Below are 17376 nucleotides of genomic sequence, written 5' to 3'. Positions count from 1 at the left end.
GCCCCCTCGCAAGCCCCTTCTTTCGATTTAGCGCGGCGCGAGCCGGATCGCGCCGTCCAGCCGGATGCATTCGCCATTTATGTAGACGTTGCGGGCCAGTTCGAGAACCAGGCTGGCATAGTCCGAAGGCTTGCCGAGGCGGCTGGGGAAGGGGATGGCGGCGGCCAGGGCGTCCTGGATCTTCTGGTCCATGCCGGCCATCATCGGGGTCCACATGATGCCTGGAAGGATGGTGTTCACGCGGATGCCCTCCTGGGCCAGGTCGCGGGCGATCGGCAGGGTCATGGCATAGACGCCGCCCTTGGACGCCGAATAGGCCGCCTGGCCGATCTGGCCGTCCTGTGCGGCGACCGAGGCGGTGTTGACGATCAGGCCGCGCTCGCCGTCTTCCAGGGGCTCCAGCCCGACCATGCCCAGCGCCGACTGGCTGAGCACCCGGAAGGTGCCGAACAGGTTGATGCGGACGGTGCGTTCGAAGGTCGCCATGTCATGGGCGCGGACCTCACCGGTGTCCTTCTTGCGCGATACCGTCTTCTGGCCCGAGGCGATGCCGGCACAGTTGACCGTCAGCCGCTCCTGGCCGTGGGCGGCGCGCGCCTTGGCGAAGGCGGCGGCGACTTCCTCGTCCGAGGTGACGTCGACCTTGCAGAAGATGCCGCCGATCTCGGCCGCGATGGCCTCGCCCTTTTCGGCATTCATGTCGAACAGAGCCACCCTGGCGCCCGTTGCCGCGATCGCTCGCGCCGTGCCCTCGCCCAGGCCCGAAGCCCCCCCTGTCACAACTGCGGCCATCGAGCTGTCGAGTTTCATGCGCTTCGTCCCTATGTATGAAATGAACTTCTGTTCGTTGCCGGGATTTAGCCGCCATGAGCTCCAAAGCCAAACCTTCGAACGACACGATCACCCCCGAGGATGCGATCGATCCCTCCAAGGCGCTGGTGCCTTCGGTGATGCGGGTCAACGAGATGCGCGTGAACACGGCCTTCTGGCCCAAGATCGGTCGCGTCGCCGCCCGCATCCCCTTCGCCAAACAGGTGGTCAGCGTCTATTTCGCGGCCCGTGACCCCGAGACGCCGATGGCGGCGAAGGGCATCATGATGGGCGCGCTGGCCTATTTCGTCATGCCCTTCGACGCGATCCCCGACGTTCTGGCGGGCATCGGCTTTACGGACGATGCAGCGGTCATCACGGCCGTGATCGCGACGCTGAGCGCCAACATCCGCAAACGGCATCAGGATGCCGCACAGAAGACGCTGGAGCGACTGCGCGACGCCTAGGTCGTCGGCGTCAGTCGGTGACGGTCACGACGACCTTGCCCACTGCCGAGCGGTCGCCCAGGGCCTTGATGGCCTCATGGGCCCGTTCGAGCGGGAAGGTCTGAGAAACGCGCGGCTTGATCTTGCCCTCGCTCCAGAACCGCAGCAGGTCGGCCATGTTGGCGGCGTGCCCGGCCGGATCGCGCGCAACGGCGGCGCCCCAGAACACCCCGATCACCTGAACCGACTTCAGCAGCGTTAGATTCAGCGGGAAAGAGGGTATGCCCGCCGGGAAGCCGACCACCAGATAGCGACCGTACCAGTCCATCGACCGCAGGGCCGGCTCGGCATAGTCGCCGCCGACCGCGTCATAGACCACGTCCGGGCCATCGCGACCCGAGGCCAGCTTCAGCTCGCCGGACAGTTCCTTCTGGGCCGCCTTGTCCATGGCGCCGGACGGATAGATCAGGCCGTTGTCGGCCCCCAGTTCCAGCGCGAACTGGACCTTGTCGTGGGTCGAGGCGACGGCCGTGACCGAGGCCCCCATGGCCTTGCCGAGTTCGACCGCGGCCGAGCCCACGCCGCCCGCAGCCCCCAGGACCAGCAGCCGTTCGCCGGGCTGCAGGCTGGCGCGGTCCTTGAGCGCATAATAGCTGGTGCCATAGGTCATGATCAGCGCGGCGCCTTCCTCGAAGGACATGGCGTCGGGCATCTTGATGACCGAGCTTGCAGGCACGGCCAGACGCTCGACCAGACCGCCCCAGCCGGGCACGGCGATGACCCGGTCACCCTTGTGAATGCCCTTCACACCCTCGCCGATGGCCTCGACCACGCCGGCGACCTCGGCACCGGGCGAGAACGGACGCGCGGGCTTGAACTGGTACCTGTCCTCGATGATCAGGGTGTCGGGGAAGTTGATGCCGACCGCGCGAACGTCGATGACCACCTCGCCCTTCATCGGCGTGGGATCGGCGATGGTCTCGACCACCAGGGTCTCGGGGCCGCCGACGACGGTGGACAGGACTGCGCGCATTGGGATCTCCTCGAAACGATCAGGCCCGGCACGGCATGGCGCGCGCCCGGACCCTTGAAAAGGTGTCGGTCGGACCGGGCGTCCGGGTTGGTCTTGTGACGTCCAGACGCTAATCAGCGGACGGCCCGAATGAAAGGGCCGATCTCCGGAGACGCCCGATGCCCGCACCCGCCCTCATACTACACGGCGGAGCCGGTGCCCGGCGCGAGCGGAACTATGACGCCGAGACCGTGCACATGCGCGAGGTGGTCGAGGCGATGCAGGCTCGGCTGTCGGACGGGGCACCGGCGCTGGATGTCGCGGTCGAGGCCGTGGCCCTGCTGGAGGCCTCGGGCCTGTATGTGGCCGGCCGGGGGGCCTCGCCCAATCTGGCCGGGGCCTATGAACTGGACGCCAGCCTGATGGACGGGGCGACGCGGCGGGCGGGGGCGGTGGCCGCCCTGCAGGGGTTCAAGAGCCCGATCCGGGTCGCCCGCGCCGTGATGGACCGGACGCCGCACGTCATGATCGTGGGCGAGGGGGCTGCGCTGTTTGCCCATGACCAGGCCATGGAGCCGATCGGCGACGAGCCGGACTGGTTCACGCGGGCGGGGCAGGGCGAGGACAACCATCCGCCGGGGACGCTGGCTCATGGCACCGTGGGCTGCTGTGTGCTGGACGATCAGGGACGGCTGGCCGCCGCGACGTCGACGGCCGGGGTCTTCGGCAAGATGCCGGGGCGCGTCGGTGACACGCCGATCCCCGCGGCCGGGACCTGGGCCGACAGCCATGTCGCGGTGTCAGGCACGGGGCAGGGGGAGTATTTCATCCGCATCGCCGCCTGCGCCCAGGTCGGCTGGCGCGTGGCATCGGGACAGTCGCTGGCCGAGGCCACGGCCGCCGTGATCGCGGAGATCGGGGCCATGGGTGGGGACGGGGGGCTGATCGCCCTCGATGCCGGCGGCCGGATCGCGCACCCGTTCAACAGCCAGGGCATGAAACGTGCCTGGCTGACGACCGAGGGTCAGGTCGGGGTCGAGATCTTCGACCACTGAATTCCCCGTCTCTGGCGATCCGGCCACGGGGTCTGTCGCCAGAGTCCCCGCATGGGGTATGGTTACCGAATCAGGGGTTTCGGGTCTGGACGGCATGGCTGAGGCCGACATCGCCTATGTAGCAGCTGCGGGAGCGGCGGGACTGGCCCTATCGGTCAGCGCCTGGGCATGGCGTTTCCGCAATCGACTGTCGGCACGCGAGGAGGCGCTCGAGCGCGAGGCGACCACCACGGCGGCGCTTCTGGCCGACCGCGACGGGGCTCTGGGGGCGTTCGATGACGTGCGCATCGCGCTGGGGCCGGACGGTCAGGCCCTGACCCTGCTGGGGGCACCGCATGCCGTAATGGTCGCCCGGACAGCCCTGACGCACACCGGCATCAGCGATCTCGACGTCAGCGACGCCGAAGCCCTGGTCCAGTCCATCCGCACCCTGCACGGGCCCAGCCTGGATGCCCTGGCGCATACGGGAGAGCCCTGCGATCTGCGGATCGAGACGGCGGCCGGCGCCTGGTCGGTTGAGGGACGGTCGGTCGGCGCCGCCGCGTGGATCCGGCTGGCCCCGCTCAAGGCCTCGGCCCGGGTCGTGGATGCGGGGCTGGGCGTCCTGGCCGATACGTCGCCGTCTCCCACATGGGTGACCGATGCGACGGGCGAACTGGTCTGGGCCAACCGCGCCTGGCTGGCCGAGGTCAAGGCCACGACCCTGGACGAGGCCAAGGCCGCGAACATGAGCTTCGACCGCGGGGCGGACCAGATGGTCGGTGAGGCCGGGCGGCTGGGCATTCGCCAGGAGGGCTTCCGCTGGACAGCGGGCGAGGGCCGCCGGCGGGCGTGGAAGATCGTTGCCGAGCCGCTGATCGGCGGCGGCGGGGCCGTCCTGACCTTTGCCATCGACATGACCGAGGCCGAGGAGACGCGCGACACCCTGCGTCGTCACGTCGAGGCCCACGACGAGACCCTGAACCACCTGGCTGATGCCGTGGCGATCTTTGGACCGGCCAAGCGGCTGGCTTTCCACAACACCGCCTTCCAGGCCCTGTTCAACATCGACCCGGCCTGGCTGGACGAACGCCCGACCCATGCCGAGCTGCTGGATCGGCTGCGCCAGAAGCGCCAGCTGCCCGAGGTCATCGACTACGCCGGCTGGAAGGCTCGGGAACTGGAGTTTTACGGGGCCTCCGAGGCTGCGCCGGATGACAGCTGGTCCCTGCCCGATGGCCGGACCCTGAGGGTCGTGCGCCAGCCGCACCCGCTGGGCGGGATCCTGTTGCTGTTCTCGGACATGACCAACGAGATGCAGCTGCGCAGCCGCTACAATGCCCAGATCCAGGTCCAGACCGCGACCCTCGACAAGCTGAACGACGCCGTGGCCGTGTTCGGGTCCGACGGACGGCTGAGGCTGCACAACGAGGCGTTCGAGACCTTCTGGAGCCTGTCGAGCGACCGGCTGGTCGAGGCCGAGGATTTCGATGCCGTGGCCGAGCTGTGCAAGTCCGTGCTGCCGGATCCCGGTCTGTGGCTGGGGCTCAAGGCCCGAGTGGCCGACCCTGACCCCGAAAGCCGGATCGCGGTCTCGGGCGAGGGCCGCACGACCGATGGCCGCGTGGCCGCGTGGCAGACCCGGCCCCTGCCGGACGGGGCGACCCTGGTGGCCTTCTCAGACGTCACGGCCCGGCGCGAGCTGGAGCAGGCGCTGGCCCAGCGCGAGACGGCGCTTGAGGAAAGCCAGGCCCTGAAGCGCGAGTTCGTCGGCAGCGTCTCCTACGAGCTCCGCACGCCCCTGACGACCATCGTCGGCTATTCGGAACTGCTGGAGGTCATGGGCGATCTGAACGAGCGCGGTCGCCAGCATGCCGGGGCGATCCGGACGGCAGCCAGCCAGCTGGCGCGGTCGATCGACGACGTGCTGGACATGGCCCAGATCGATGCCGGCGAGATGGAGCTCAGTCTCGAGGATGTGCGCATGCGCGATGTCTTCGCCGACGCAGTCGAGCGGTTCCGGCCCAGGGTCGAAGGGCGGGGTGCGGTTCTGAAGGCGGCGTGTCCCAAGACCCTGCCGACCATCCGCGCCGATCCGCGTCGCGTGACCCAGGCGATCGATCACCTGCTGGAGAATGCCACCCGCGCCGTATCAGACGGCGGCGAGGTCCGGCTGATCGCGGTCGCCACGGCCTCGGAAGTGCGTGTGCGGGTCGAGGATACCGGCCGCGGCATTCCCTATCATCTGCAGGCCCATGTCTTCGATCGCTTCGTGCGGCGTGACCGAGGCGGTCCCGGTGTGGGCCTGGCCCTGGTCAAGGCGCTGGTCGAACTTCATGGCGGCTGGGCCGAGGTCGAGAGCGAACCCGGCAAGGGTGCGGCCTTCATCCTGCATCTGCCGGTCGAGGCGGTCGGTCGTGCCGTTGCTCCGGAGCTGGGGCTGAAGGCGACGGCCTGAGACCGGTCCGTCGCCCGTCGGTCAGCCCCGCAGCTTGCGGATCAGGGCCTCGACGTCCTTGGCGATCTGCTCGTCCGTGGCCAGCAGTTCCTCGATCTTGCGCACACCGTGCAGGACGGTGGTGTGATCGCGACCCCCGAACCGCCGACCGATGTCCGGATAGGAGCGGGTCGTCAGCTGCTTGCACAGATACATCGCGATCTGGCGCGGGCGCGCGACGGCACGCGTGCGACGCTCGCTGAGCAGGTCGACCTGTTTCATGGCGAAATGCTCGGACGTGGTCTTCTGGATCTCGTCCACCGTGATGCGGCGATCGGGACCCGAACGGATCGAGGCCCCCAGGAGGCCCTGGGCCTCCTCGAGCGTCACCGACGACAGGCGCTGACCCGCCGCCGCTGCCAGGGTGTTGACGGCCCCTTCGAGCTCGCGCACCGATCCCGGCGTGCGATCGACCAGCTGTTCCAGCACGGCCGGATTGGCCTCGCCAGACACGACGCCCAGCCGGGCCAGGGCCTGCAGCCTGTTCTGGGCCACGGCGATCTTGAGCATCCGGTCTGCCGGCTCCACCGGGCAGGTCAGGCCTGCCGACAGGTGGCTGCGCAGACGAGGCTCGATTTCGGTCAGGGCCATCGGGGCGCGATCGGCCGACAGCACGATCCGTTTGCCGTCCTCGATCAGGGCCGTCAGGGTCGACAGCAGCTCTTCCTGGGTACTGGCCTTGCCGCCGACGAACTGGACGTCGTCCAGCAGCAGCATGTCGGCCGAGCGCAGGCTTTCCTTGAAGGCCGCAGTCGAGCGGTCCTGCATGGCGCGCACGAAGGTCGACAGGAACCGTTCGGCGGTCAGATAGACGACCTTGGCGTCCGGGCGCAGCCGCTGGGCTTCCCAGGCGATGGCGTTCAGCAGGTGGGTCTTGCCGTAGCCATAGGGGCCACAGAAGAAGATCGGGTTGAAGTGGCCATCGGCCCAGGCGGCGGTCTGGCGGGCGATGGCAAGGGCGAAGGCATTGCCCTGACCCTCGACGAAGCTGTCGAAGGTCAGGCGCTCCTGCAGGCCGGCGGCCCGGACGGCACGCGGGCCATCGGTCACGGGTCCCACGGTCGCCGTCGGGGCCGTGGCCAGGACGGACATGTCATTGGCCGGGCTGAGCTGGGCCATGGCCGGAGCCGGCGAGCCAACCTCGGCGCGGCAGCGGACTTCCAGCTTGCGCGACAGGCCGTCGAGACCCAGCCAGAGTTCATTCATGCGGCGCAGGGCGTTCTTGCGAACCCAGTCACGGGCATAGGCGGTCGGTGTGACGAGGATCAGCTGTCCGCCAGCTTCGGCACGGACGGCGGACGGCGCGATATAGGAGCTGAAGGGCCCCTCGCCGATTTCGGCGCGAAGCTTGCCAGCGGCCTCGGTCCAGATCCGGTCCGGGTCCGTCATATTCGTCAAGGCCGCTCCCCCCATCGCTCCACTACTCGCCATCATCGTTGTTACCATTCCCCCGCGACAACCGGCGCAGGGTCACACAGGGAGTCGCCTGAACCGGGGACGCGTTCTCCTCTCCCGTAGAGCTGACGCTTTACGGGCGGGTTCGACCTCTGGATCAGACTACTCCCGCCAGCGTGAAATCGCTTTCACGCCGTCTTCATCCGTGTGGGGATGGAAGTGCGTTAGAGGCCAAAACTTACGCCGCGCGACGCAGGGGTCAACGCTGATTCGCGAGTCGAATTGCAGTTAAATTGTTTGACTCCGCTAAGGCCAAACAGGGCTTGGAAAAACGGCCCTTTCGTCACCCGGGCGGGTGCGGATGGGTCGACAACAACTTATCCGGACACGACGAAACGCCGAGGGAGCAGTCGCTTCCTCGGCGTTGATAACACTGATTTTTCAGATGACGGCCCTGTGACGAGCCGTAAAAACGAAGGCTTAGGCGGCCGACATTTTCTTAAGTTGTGCGGCCAGCCGAGACACTTTTCGCGAGCCCGTATTCTTGTGAACCACGCCCTTGGAAACGGCGCGCATCACTTCGGACTGAGCCTCGACGAAGGAGGCCTTGGCGGCAGCGGCGTCGCCGCCGCTCACGGCTTCCTGGAACTTGCGCAGGAAAGTACGGACACGCGTGCGGCGCGCCTTGTTCACTTCGGTGCGAGCTTCGATCTTGCGGATCGCCTTGCGGGCGCCGGGGTTGTTGGCCATCGTTATTCTTTCGAACAGAAAACGCCGCGGAGCACACGTCCACGGCGCGGAAATCTTCAAGAGCGGGCGGCTATAACTGAAAGCCTCCGGGGGGTCAACGCGAGTCCGCGCCCACCTACAACATAGCAGGGATGACCCGGTCCGGTGGACGGTGCCCGTTCTGGTGCGTCATGACATTCAGAATGACCCGGTCGCCCATGTCCTGACGCGCCTCGAGGGTCGCCGATCCCAGATGCGGCAGCAGCACGACGTTCGGATGGCCCAGCAGGCCGGGATGGATCGCCGGCTCGTTCTCGAACACATCCAGCCCGACGCCCGACAGCATCCGTCGCGCGACGACGTCGGACAGGGCCGCCTCGTCGATCAGCTCGCCCCGCGCCGTATTGATCAGGATCGCATGGGACGGCATGCGGGCCAGCCGTTCGGCCGACAGCAGATGATGGGTCTCCCGGGTCGCCGGGCAGTTCAGCGAGACGATGTCCATCCGGGCCAGCATCTGGTCCAGGTCGTCCCAGTAGGTCGCGCCCAGCTCCTCCTCGATGCGGGGGCTGACGGGCTTGCGGTTATGGTAGTGCACCTGCAGGCCAAAGGCGCGCGCGCGGCGGGCCAGCGCCTGGCCGATCCGGCCCATGCCGACGATCCCCAGCCGTTTGCCCCACAGCTTGCGTCCGCACATCCAGGTCGGCGTCCAGCCCTCGAATTGACCGTCGGCGACGACCTGGGCCCCCTCGACGATGCGGCGGCTGACCGCGAGGATCAGCGCCATGCCCAGGTCGGCGGTGTCCTCGGTCAGGACGCCGGGTGTATTGGTGACGATGATCTGGCGCCCCACGGCGGCGTCGATGTCGATGTGATCGACCCCGGCCCCGAAATTGGCGATCATCTTCAGCTGGTCACCAGCCCCGGCGATCAGGCCGGCATCGATCTCGTCGGTGATGGTCGGGACCAGGACGTCGGCCCGCTGGACCGCCGCTTCAAGGGCCGCCCGGTCGAACGGGATGTCCTTCAGGTTCAGCTCGGCATCGAACAGCTCGCGCATGCGCGTTTCGACCGCGTCCGGCAGGCGTCTGGTTAACACGACCTTAAGTTTGCGGGACGACATAGGGAGCCTTGAAATCAGCGGGCCGTCACAGGCCCCTTCGACAGGTCGATACGGGTGTCTAGCAAAGCTGTCGCCACCTTCCAAAGAGTGTCACGTCGCGTGATGCCCTTGATCGCCGTTCTTGGCCTCGGTGTCATGAGTGGCGCAGGTCAGACCATGCCGGACGGCCGCCCGACGCCGACGGGTCTCGAGGTCCCGCGCTGGGTCTCGTTGAAGTCGTCGGAAGTCCGCGCGCGCCAGGGTCCGGGGCTGGATTACCGGATCCTGTGGGAGTATCGCGCCTCGGGCCTGCCAGTCCAGGTGATCGCCGAGACCCGCGAATGGCGCAAGATCTGCGATCCCGAAGGGGCGGTCGCCTGGATCCACCGCAGCGTGGCGTCGGGCCGCCGCAGTGTCTTCAACACCACGACGGCCGAGGTGATGATCCATTCGGGGCGTTCCGAAACCTCCGCGGTCCGGGCCAGGCTCTCGGCGCGCTCGCTCGTCTCGCTGGACGAATGCGAGGACGGCTGGTGCCGGGTCCGTGCGCACAAGCTTCGCGGCTGGGTCCGCGAGGGCACCCTGTTCGGCACCCAGACAACGGCCCTGTGCGATGCCGCCCGTCCGGCGGGAACTGCGCGCGCAAGACAATAAAATCGGACATGATGTAAAAAATAATAGACATTATGTCTTTGACAAACCCGCTTCCAAATCTGGTTGTCGGTGATATGTTTTCGGAATGACAGCCTCACAGTTTCGATTGTTTTTGGCCGGGGTCATCGGCCTCGCACTGGTGGGCGCAGTGGCGTGGTGGGCGTCCACAAGCCTCGCTGCAAAAGACCGGGTGCAGCGCTGCATCAACGAGTCCCATATCCAAGGGCCACGCATTACTGAGCGATGCGAGCGCGCGGAGCGGCGGGGTCTTCTTTGACGCAGAGCTTGGTTTGCCTTCCCACCGTTACGGGTTTGCGCGTACAATTTGTAATGAAACGTCGCTTGACCCAAAAGACTGGCAATGATGATCATCCGCTTCGGCAATTGCCTTGTTCAAGCGGCGTTAATCGCAAAGTGACAAGGTATGAAGCCAAAGCGTAGGTGAACTTTAGACAAAAGCTTGCGTTTAATGATGGTCAGGAGCATATCCCCGCTCCGCATTGGACCGCCGGATGGTGGTTCATTTAGATGAAGGAGGCCCAATCAGATGGCTAAGAATTCACTCGCCCCCGAGGGCTGGGGCGGCCTCGGTTAATCCTCTTTTAAATCAACTGTAAGTCGCCTAGCTTGGCCCCCATGAAAATGGGGGCCTTTATTTTTGCCGTCGTCCTCTGTGCGGGCGGGCTGGTGTTCGGGTGGTTGCTGGGCGGCGCTTTCGCGTTGGTTCAATCGCGTGGCAGCGACCCGCAAGCCACGCTCTTTATAGGTTATTTGGGTGCGGCTGTTGCGCTCACAGCGGCGTTAATCGCCATATGGGGTGTGTATAGCCAGCGAGTGCTGACTCGACGGCAAACCACGATCCAGCACATCGCTGCGCTCCGAGCCGATTCCTCAATCCAGGCTACCGTCCAAAAGTTCATTGAACTTAGCCGGGGCAACCAGAACCTCGCTAAGTGGGCGGATGAGGAAAACATCGGCAAGGAAGAAACCCTAGCCATCATCGCCGTCCTTAACGACTACGAGCTAATCGCTGTGGGCATCCAACAGGGCATTTACGAGTACGATTTGGTAAAATGCTTTTCTAAATCGACGATCATACGATTTTGGTCGGCCGCACATCCCTTCGTCATTGCCCTACGCAATCGTACGAAGGTGCCCACGATCTGGCAGGAGTTTGAAAAGCTGAATGGCTGGGTCAGCGGAAAGCAAAGCCCGTTTAAAGCCCTTTGGTGGGTTGGCATTCGATAGTCACCGTAGCTTAGGCCCTCTTATGAGTCGGCTTCGCTTCCTTCGGAGGGATCGGCGCATCAACGATATGACGCGCGACCCGCTCAAAGTGCGCAGGGTCTTCGTCAGCCTCTAGCTCGCGGGCCATATCGCGGAACTTGTCGGCTTGGGGCTTATCGCTCTGGTTCATAATTCACCTATGCGTTCTCATGGCTTCGTTTCCGATGACCAAGAAAATCCTGCGGTCGCGCGGACCATTTCCAACCGCCCACTCGTGCTCAATGAGCGACATAGCTTCTTTAAGCCGTTGGGGTGCCTTGGACTCGCGGCAATCAAGCTTGATCAGGCTCAATGTGCGAAACCTTCGATTGCTGACTCCGCGGCGTGACGCTAGCGCGCGCATATCGCCATCGTGCGCCACGAGAACAGCTTCGTTTAACTCCGCCGCAGCGCACACGAGTGGATCTGGGGAGCCAGGTACGATCGCCTCCTGAAGTATGATCACTTCGTGGCCAGCATCTTCAAAGACCCTAGCCGCCGCGCGGGTGACGCCTTCATCTAGAAAGAACCTGATCTTTTGCTTTGCAGTCACGCGGCCATGGCGGTCTGGTGCTTCAGGGCGGCGCTAACGTCCGCTTTGGTCAGCCGTGGATATTCTGCAATGATCTGGTCAGGGGAGAAGCCGTCTTCCGCAAGACGCTGAATGGCGCCTACCGAGATTCGGGTTCCTGCGATGACTGCTTGGTTATGGTTGACGTAACGATGCTTCTCGATCTTGCCCACTTGATCGGACTTGCGTTCCCGCATGGCTGCGGCGTCTCTACGCATGTCCTCAATGACATCAATGATCTCAAGCAGGACATACTGACCATCCACCACTCCACGGGTGCGGCCAGTTTCAGGCTCATCAAACTGGACTTCTCTTTTCCATACTTTGAGTTTGATTTCCGACCATGGTGCAGCGCTGTAAGCGCTCAGCTTCTCAGCCACCTTCTTCAGGTGGTGCATTGAAACACCGTGCTTACCCATAAGGACCGCAATGGTCCGGAGCCCCACGACGTCTTTGAAGCTGTAGATGCGCGAATACGGGCTGCGGGCACTTTCGGCAGCATGGCCGGGAACGAAGAAACCAATCTTCTCCCAATGGCGCAGCTGTCCGGTCGTCAGGCCTGTTAGGCTCTGAACTTGTTCCTGCGTAAAGGCGGCAATGACATCGTTTGACAAGAGCATTTCCTGAGCGGCGCGCTCGTTATGAGCGTATCATCTTCACAAGAATCCGTAAATTGGCTTCGCAGTTTCACGGCGTTTTGGGCTTCTTTCGTGGCCTCCAGCGTCCGTTTGGGGCCGGCTTGGGTCCAGATGTCAGGCCAAGCGGTATGTAAGGCGCTTGCCGACGATGCCCTTCAAAGCGCGAAGCGTCCGCTCCTGATCTTCGCAGCCCAGCGCCGAACGGTTCGAGTAGCGGAAATCAAACTCAGCCAGATAGCGGTGCAGGTGCTTCTTGGCGCAATGCTGGTAGGTGCCCTTCATGCCGCGCTTGAAGACGCTGAAATAGTTCTCGACGGTGTTGGTCGTGATCATGGGATCGCCCGCGCGGACGTATTCGTCCTTGGCGTGGTTGACGGTGTCGTGGCTCGCAAAATGGCGACCGATGGCCTGGAAGCGGTGGGCTTCGTCGGTCATCAGGGCGGCTTCGCGCTTGACGTTCGCCAGAACGATCGGGCCGATGGTGGTGGTTTTCAGATCGTCGATCACGACTGAACGGGCGCGGCCAGTGGCGCGGTCGATCAGGGTGAGCACCTTCATCTTGTGAGCCACACCGCGTTGAATGGGCATACCGGGTTCGCGACCGATAAAGGTCTCGTCAGCCTCGACCACGCCACCGCCGCCGCCGAACGGAGCCAGATCGACCGAGCGCATGGCCTCACGGATACGGTGCGACAGGAACCACGCGGTTTTGTAGGTGCATTCCAGGGTGCGCTCCAGTTGCTTGGAGCTGATGCCCTTCTTGATGCTGCACATCAGGTAGATCGCCTGAAGCCACTTGTGCAGGGGAAGGTGGCTTTCCTCGAAAATGGTGCCGATGCGGACGGTGAACTGGCGCTTGCAGTCGCCGCACTTCTTCAGGCCCATACGGACCTTCTTTTCCGCGTTGGGTTTGATCGCATAGACCTTGACTGAGCCACAGGTCGGGCAGTGAGGGGTGCCATTCCAGATGATGCATTCGACGAACGCGAAAGCGGCGGCTTCATCATGAAAGTAGGGCTTGGAAAGAACGGACACGGGGGAATCTCCTTACCCCCTCACCCTACATTATGTGGTGGGTTTGTCAAAGACATAATGTCCAAAATAATAGACTCAATGTCTGACATATGCGACTCCGCTTCCATCATCGGGAGCCCGCCATGTCGTTTCGTGAAAAACATCTCTGGATCAGCATCATCGGCGCGGTGGGCGTCTGGGGCTTCTATTTCTGGTCGGTCGGAACGCGCGTGGCGCGGGGCGAACTCAGGGCCGACGATTTTGCCGGCGACATCGGCGGGCTGTTCTTCCTGTGTCTGGTCGGGGTTGTCGTGCTGGAGATCGTGCTGACCCTCATCGCCACCGCAACCACGAGCAAGGTCGACAAGACCAGCCGGGACGAGCGCGAGATCGGCGCGGCCCTGAAAGGCAGCCATGTCGCCCTGATGACCCTGACCGCGCTGATCATGGTGCTGGCGCTGCTGGTCTATCTGGGCGGGCTGGTCGGCGGCAATCTGGTCGAGGGGCGGGCGGGCTATACGACCGACGTCAATGCCATGGTCCTGCTGGCCAATGTGCTGGTCGCCTGTCTGGTCCTGGCCGAGACGATCCGTGCCGGCGTGACGCTGGCCCTGTTGAAGGGGTTGCGCTGATGGCGGGACCGCCGCCCATCCGAAACACGATCCGCACCCTGCGATTCCACGCCGGAGAGATGACCCAGGCCCAGCTGGCCGAACGGATCGGCATGACGCGGCAGACCATTGCCGCCATCGAGGCGGGCAAATACTCGCCCAGCCTGGAAGCCGCCTTCCGCATCGCCGCCGTCTTCGGGGTCGAGATCGGCGCGGTGTTTCAGTGGGAGGGATGAGCCATGGCTGAGGCCGCCGTGCGCGACATCGGTGCGGGCATCCTGCCGGGTTTTGGACTCTGGCCCGGCTGGCTGTCCCCTCCGGATCAGGCGACCCTGCTGGAAACCGTCCTGGCCGCCATTGACGAAGCTCCGCTTTATCAACCGGTCACCCCGGGCGGGCGGCCGTTCTCGGTGCGAATGACCAATATGGGGTCGCTGGGCTGGGTGTCAGACCGGGCGGGCTATCGCTATCAGCCCACCCACCCGGAGACCGGCCGCCCCTGGCCCGCCATCCCGCCGATGCTGCTGGCCCTGTGGGCCGAGGCTACGGGTCGCGAAGACCAGCCCGATGCCTGTCTGGTCAATCTGTACCGGAACTCGGCGAAGATGGGCCTGCATCAGGACCGGGATGAAGCCGACATGGGCGCACCGGTGGTGTCGGTCTCGCTGGGCGATACCGCCATGTTTCGGATCGGACCGGCCGACGGCGGACGGACCGCGACGGTGCGGCTTGCCTCGGGCGATGTCTGTGCGCTGAGCGGACCTGCGCGGCTGGCGCGGCACGGGATCGACCGGGTGCTGGAGGAATCGTCGCGACTGATCGCTGGCGGCGGGCGCATCAATCTCACGCTGCGAAAGGCCGCATGACCTCACGGAGATCGTGACTCGACGGTTCGGCATGCCAGCGTCACAGTCCGGTGTCACATTTCCGGAGCTTGCCCATGCCCGTCCTGAACCGTCCCGAAGGCCAGACCGCCGAAGAGTTCGACGTCTCGCGGCGAGGCCTGGCCAAGGGCACACTGGGCGGGTTGTTCTTCGCCGCCTATGCCCCCGCAGCCCTGGCGCAGGCCGCCGAGCCGATCGTGACCGACGCGGTCGGCCTGACGGTCGCCGATGTGACCTATCCGGCGCCTGACGGCTTTGCCCTGCCGGCCTATGTCGCAAGGCCGGAGGGCAGCGGGCCATTTCCGGTGGTGATCGTGGCATCCGAAATCTTCGGCGTGCACGCCTATATCCAGGACATCTGCCGGCGGCTGGCCAAGTCCGGCTATGTGGCCATCGCTCCAGCCTTCTTCGTCCGCGCGGCCGATCCGGCCCCCCTGTCGGACATGCGCCAGATCCAGACGATCGTGGCGGCGGCTGGCTATGAACAGGTCATGAGCGATATTGCTGCAACCCTCGAGTGGGTCAGCCAGCAGCCCTGGGCCAATGCCGACAGGGTCGGCATCACCGGCTTCTGCTGGGGGGGCAAGGTGGTCTGGCAGGCCGTCGCCCGCTTCGCAGCAATCGACGCGGGCGTGGCATGGTACGGGCGTCTGGCGCCATCACCCACGGCCACGCCGGAGCAGATCGCAGCAGGAGCACCCTGGCCCGTCGATCTGGCCGATGATCTGAAATCTCCGGTCATCGGTCTGTATGGCGAGAATGACGGCGGCATTCCCCTTGCCAGCGTCGATGCGATGAATGCGGCCCTGCAGAGGGCGGGGGCCCGACAGAGCGGGATCACCGTCTATCCGGGTGCGCAGCACGGTTTCCACGCCGACTATCGCCAGAGCTACAGCGCCCCGGACGCCGCCGATGGGTGGGCCCGGTTGCTGGCCCTGTTCGATGCCCGCCTGAAGGCCTGAGGCGTCCCGAATCCTCTCGACCGACCGCTTGACGGCAATCAATGTTGGTTCCATGAACCTGGGTACGGGACCGTCTCGTGTCGGGACAGGTGAGGGGAAATCGTCATGAAACACATCATCTTCGGAGCAGCCCTGTCGGCTGCCTTGCTGGTTGCCGCCGGATCGGCTTCAGCACAGAATGCGGGCCTCAAGGCCAATTTCGGCGAAATCAGCCTGAGCGCAGGCTTTACCCCTGACCCGTATCGGGTTTCCGTAACGGCGGGCGGCAGCATCGATGGGTCGCGTCTCCCGGGTTCATGCACGGGCCGGATCAGCGACGCACCGGATTTCGAGGTCACCTATTCCTCCGGAAGCCTGCCTCTGGTGTTTCGGACCATCTCGTCCACGGACACGACACTGATCATCAACGGTCCGAACGGCGACTGGTCGTGTGACGATGACAGCTATGGCGACGGCGACGCCGAGGTGCGCTTCAACAAGCCTGCCAGCGGGACCTATGACGTCTGGATCGGCACGTTCGGCGGTGGCACGGCCTCGGCCACGCTGCTCATCACAGAAACCCCGTAACGTCTGCCGAACCGGCAAAATCCCCCAGGTCGAAAACCTGGGGGTCAGGCGTCCTCGTCGAACTTGCGAACGACGAGGTCAGCCAGGGCTTCGATCGCGGCCTCGGCATCGGACCCTTCGGCCTTGATGTGGATGTCGGAACCCATGCCGGCTCCCAGCATGAGCAGACCCATGATCGAGCGGGCGTCGACGGTCTGGCCATCCCGCGTCACCTTGACCTCGGACTCGAAACTCGACGCCAGCTTCACGAATTTGGCCGAGGCCCGGGCATGAAGCCCGCGCGTATTGCAGATCCCGACCACAGTCTCTGACACGTCGGTAGGCGCGCTCATTTTTCGCCCGCCAGCACCCAGGACGCCACGGAAATATACTTGCGACCCGCGTCCTGGGCGTGCGCGACGCAGGCCTCGAGGCTTTCGCGTGTCCGCACGCTGGCCAGTTTGATGAGCATGGGCAGGTTCAGCCCGGCGATGACTTCGGCGCGGGTCTGACCCATCACCGAGATCGCGAGGTTGGACGGTGTCCCCCCGAACATGTCGGTCAGCAGGATGACCCCCGAGCCATCGTCGACAGCCGCGGCCGCATCGACGATGTCGCGACGCCGCCGCTCCATATCGTCGTCCGGACCGATGCAGATGGCCGCGACCCCGCGCTGGGGTCCCACGACATGCTCCATCGCAGACAGGAATTCCGAGGCCAGGCCACCATGGGTGACGATCACCAGCCCGATCATGAAGGCTTCACCGATGCCGCTCCGAACACCCTGGATGCAAGCGCCGACTGAATAGGGCAAAGTCGCTAGGGTTCAAGCCCCACGATGGACCGGATCAGGGTTTCGACCGCGGACTGTGGCCGGATGTCCAGTGTGAGCCGGGGAACGGACAAGCCGCAAAGGTCGATCCGGTCCGCTTCCGGCATGCGCTCCGTGGCTTGCTGCACACAGTCCACCACAGACGCCACCCGCGCGACATGGAGCGGGGCCGCCGAAACGATGCCCAGTCCCCGGGCCTCGATCTGGCCGAGGATCTGGCGCGGCGCTGTCGCATAGAGGCTTTCGCCGCAGCGCCAGAGATGCACCTGATCATCGCTGACCAGCCGCCATCCACGGGCCATCAGGCGCAAGGCCATGTCGCTCTTGCCCGCTCCGGATGGGCCACGCAGCAGGACGCTGCGCCAGCCGTTCC

Annotated in this window: 21 protein-coding genes; 10 read left to right on the top strand and 11 right to left on the bottom strand. The window is 64.9% G+C overall.

What is annotated here, in order from left to right:
- Positions 1-27: 27 nt before the first annotated feature.
- Positions 28-810: an SDR family NAD(P)-dependent oxidoreductase gene (locus tag GGR13_RS01210; protein WP_183211641.1), complete on the bottom strand. Its 783-nt coding sequence runs from the start codon at positions 808-810 to the stop codon at positions 28-30.
- A 56-nt stretch (positions 811-866) separates the two neighbouring features.
- On the opposite strand from GGR13_RS01210, the gene GGR13_RS01205 reads away from it, so the two are divergent.
- Positions 867-1277 carry a YkvA family protein gene (locus GGR13_RS01205; RefSeq protein ID WP_183211640.1) on the top strand — a complete coding sequence of 137 codons (411 nt, stop codon included), beginning with the start codon at positions 867-869 and terminating at the stop codon, positions 1275-1277.
- 10 nt (positions 1278-1287) lie between these two features.
- On the opposite strand, the gene GGR13_RS01200 is transcribed toward GGR13_RS01205, so the two are convergent.
- A complete protein-coding gene (locus GGR13_RS01200) occupies positions 1288-2289 on the bottom strand; it encodes an NADPH:quinone oxidoreductase family protein (RefSeq protein WP_183211639.1) in 1002 nt (333 codons plus the stop codon).
- Positions 2290-2447: 158 nt separating this feature from the next.
- On the opposite strand from GGR13_RS01200, the gene GGR13_RS01195 reads away from it, so the two are divergent.
- A complete protein-coding gene (locus GGR13_RS01195; protein WP_183211638.1) occupies positions 2448-3323 on the top strand; it encodes an isoaspartyl peptidase/L-asparaginase family protein in 876 nt (291 codons plus the stop codon).
- 94 nt (positions 3324-3417) lie between these two features.
- On the top strand, positions 3418-5760 hold the full coding sequence (locus GGR13_RS01190; RefSeq protein WP_183212250.1) for a PAS domain-containing sensor histidine kinase: 2343 nt from the start codon (positions 3418-3420) through the stop codon (positions 5758-5760).
- Between the two features lie 21 nt (positions 5761-5781).
- Here the strand turns inward: GGR13_RS01190 and dnaA are convergent, their stop codons facing one another.
- The 3 genes from dnaA to GGR13_RS01175 all read right to left on the bottom strand — a co-directional run bounded on the left by dnaA (position 5782) and on the right by GGR13_RS01175 (position 9046).
- A complete protein-coding gene (gene dnaA, locus GGR13_RS01185; RefSeq protein ID WP_246347673.1) occupies positions 5782-7188 on the bottom strand; it encodes a chromosomal replication initiator protein DnaA in 1407 nt (468 codons plus the stop codon).
- Positions 7189-7674: 486 nt separating this feature from the next.
- Positions 7675-7944 carry a 30S ribosomal protein S20 gene (rpsT, locus tag GGR13_RS01180; protein ID WP_183211637.1) on the bottom strand — a complete coding sequence of 90 codons (270 nt, stop codon included), beginning with the start codon at positions 7942-7944 and terminating at the stop codon, positions 7675-7677.
- Between the two features lie 115 nt (positions 7945-8059).
- Complete coding sequence (locus tag GGR13_RS01175) at positions 8060-9046, bottom strand: 2-hydroxyacid dehydrogenase (protein WP_183211636.1); 987 nt, start codon at positions 9044-9046, stop codon at positions 8060-8062.
- Between the two features lie 102 nt (positions 9047-9148).
- Between GGR13_RS01175 and GGR13_RS01170 the strand changes: the two genes are divergently transcribed.
- Positions 9149-9679 carry an SH3 domain-containing protein gene (locus tag GGR13_RS01170; RefSeq protein ID WP_221230368.1) on the top strand — a complete coding sequence of 177 codons (531 nt, stop codon included), beginning with the start codon at positions 9149-9151 and terminating at the stop codon, positions 9677-9679.
- A 636-nt stretch (positions 9680-10315) separates the two neighbouring features.
- Entirely contained in the window at positions 10316-10927 is a 612-nt protein-coding gene (locus GGR13_RS01165; protein WP_183211635.1) for a DUF4760 domain-containing protein, read from the top strand.
- 172 nt (positions 10928-11099) lie between these two features.
- On the opposite strand, the gene GGR13_RS16905 is transcribed toward GGR13_RS01165, so the two are convergent.
- The 3 genes from GGR13_RS16905 to GGR13_RS01150 form a co-directional block, all read right to left on the bottom strand.
- The gene (locus GGR13_RS16905; RefSeq protein WP_183211634.1) at positions 11100-11498 is read right to left on the bottom strand and encodes a DUF5615 family PIN-like protein; all 399 of its coding nucleotides are present in this window, start codon (positions 11496-11498) and stop codon (positions 11100-11102) included.
- Positions 11495-12130, bottom strand: a complete 636-nt coding sequence (locus GGR13_RS01155; protein ID WP_183211633.1) for a DUF433 domain-containing protein — start codon at positions 12128-12130, stop codon at positions 11495-11497. The genes GGR13_RS16905 and GGR13_RS01155 overlap by 4 nt, the downstream gene beginning before the upstream one ends.
- Before the next feature lie 138 nt (positions 12131-12268).
- Positions 12269-13189 carry an IS1595 family transposase gene (locus GGR13_RS01150; protein ID WP_183211632.1) on the bottom strand — a complete coding sequence of 307 codons (921 nt, stop codon included), beginning with the start codon at positions 13187-13189 and terminating at the stop codon, positions 12269-12271.
- Between the two features lie 122 nt (positions 13190-13311).
- Here GGR13_RS01150 and GGR13_RS01145 point away from each other — a divergent pair, with 122 nt between their 5' ends.
- The 5 genes from GGR13_RS01145 (at position 13312) to GGR13_RS01125 (ending at position 16192) form a co-directional block, all read left to right on the top strand.
- Positions 13312-13800 (top strand): hypothetical protein, encoded by a 489-nt coding sequence (locus GGR13_RS01145; RefSeq protein WP_183211631.1) that lies wholly within the window; start codon positions 13312-13314, stop codon positions 13798-13800.
- Complete coding sequence (locus GGR13_RS01140; RefSeq protein ID WP_183211630.1) at positions 13800-14015, top strand: helix-turn-helix domain-containing protein; 216 nt, start codon at positions 13800-13802, stop codon at positions 14013-14015. The genes GGR13_RS01145 and GGR13_RS01140 overlap by 1 nt, the downstream gene beginning before the upstream one ends.
- Before the next feature lie 3 nt (positions 14016-14018).
- Complete coding sequence (locus tag GGR13_RS01135) at positions 14019-14645, top strand: alpha-ketoglutarate-dependent dioxygenase AlkB (protein ID WP_183211629.1); 627 nt, start codon at positions 14019-14021, stop codon at positions 14643-14645.
- 74 nt (positions 14646-14719) lie between these two features.
- The gene (locus tag GGR13_RS01130) at positions 14720-15625 is read left to right on the top strand and encodes a dienelactone hydrolase family protein (RefSeq protein ID WP_183211628.1); all 906 of its coding nucleotides are present in this window, start codon (positions 14720-14722) and stop codon (positions 15623-15625) included.
- A 105-nt stretch (positions 15626-15730) separates the two neighbouring features.
- Entirely contained in the window at positions 15731-16192 is a 462-nt protein-coding gene (locus tag GGR13_RS01125) for a peptidase S1 (protein WP_183211627.1), read from the top strand.
- A gap of 44 nt (positions 16193-16236) precedes the next feature.
- On the opposite strand, the gene GGR13_RS01120 is transcribed toward GGR13_RS01125, so the two are convergent.
- From GGR13_RS01120 to GGR13_RS01110, 3 genes are all read right to left on the bottom strand, one after another.
- The gene (locus GGR13_RS01120; RefSeq protein WP_183211626.1) at positions 16237-16524 is read right to left on the bottom strand and encodes an HPr family phosphocarrier protein; all 288 of its coding nucleotides are present in this window, start codon (positions 16522-16524) and stop codon (positions 16237-16239) included.
- Positions 16521-16925, bottom strand: coding sequence for a PTS sugar transporter subunit IIA (locus GGR13_RS01115; RefSeq protein WP_183211625.1), 405 nt, complete (start codon positions 16923-16925; stop codon positions 16521-16523). Before GGR13_RS01115 ends, GGR13_RS01120 begins: the two co-directional genes overlap by 4 nt.
- Positions 16926-16990: 65 nt before the next feature.
- The gene (locus GGR13_RS01110; protein WP_281380541.1) at positions 16991-17353 is read right to left on the bottom strand and encodes an HPr kinase/phosphorylase; all 363 of its coding nucleotides are present in this window, start codon (positions 17351-17353) and stop codon (positions 16991-16993) included.
- Positions 17354-17376 lie beyond the last annotated feature (23 nt).

This window comes from Brevundimonas variabilis, assembly GCF_014199945.1.
Classification (GTDB): Bacteria; Pseudomonadota; Alphaproteobacteria; order Caulobacterales; family Caulobacteraceae; genus Brevundimonas; species Brevundimonas variabilis.
Note: the sequence above shows the minus strand (reverse complement) of the source record. Positions and strands in the feature narration are given on the sequence as shown.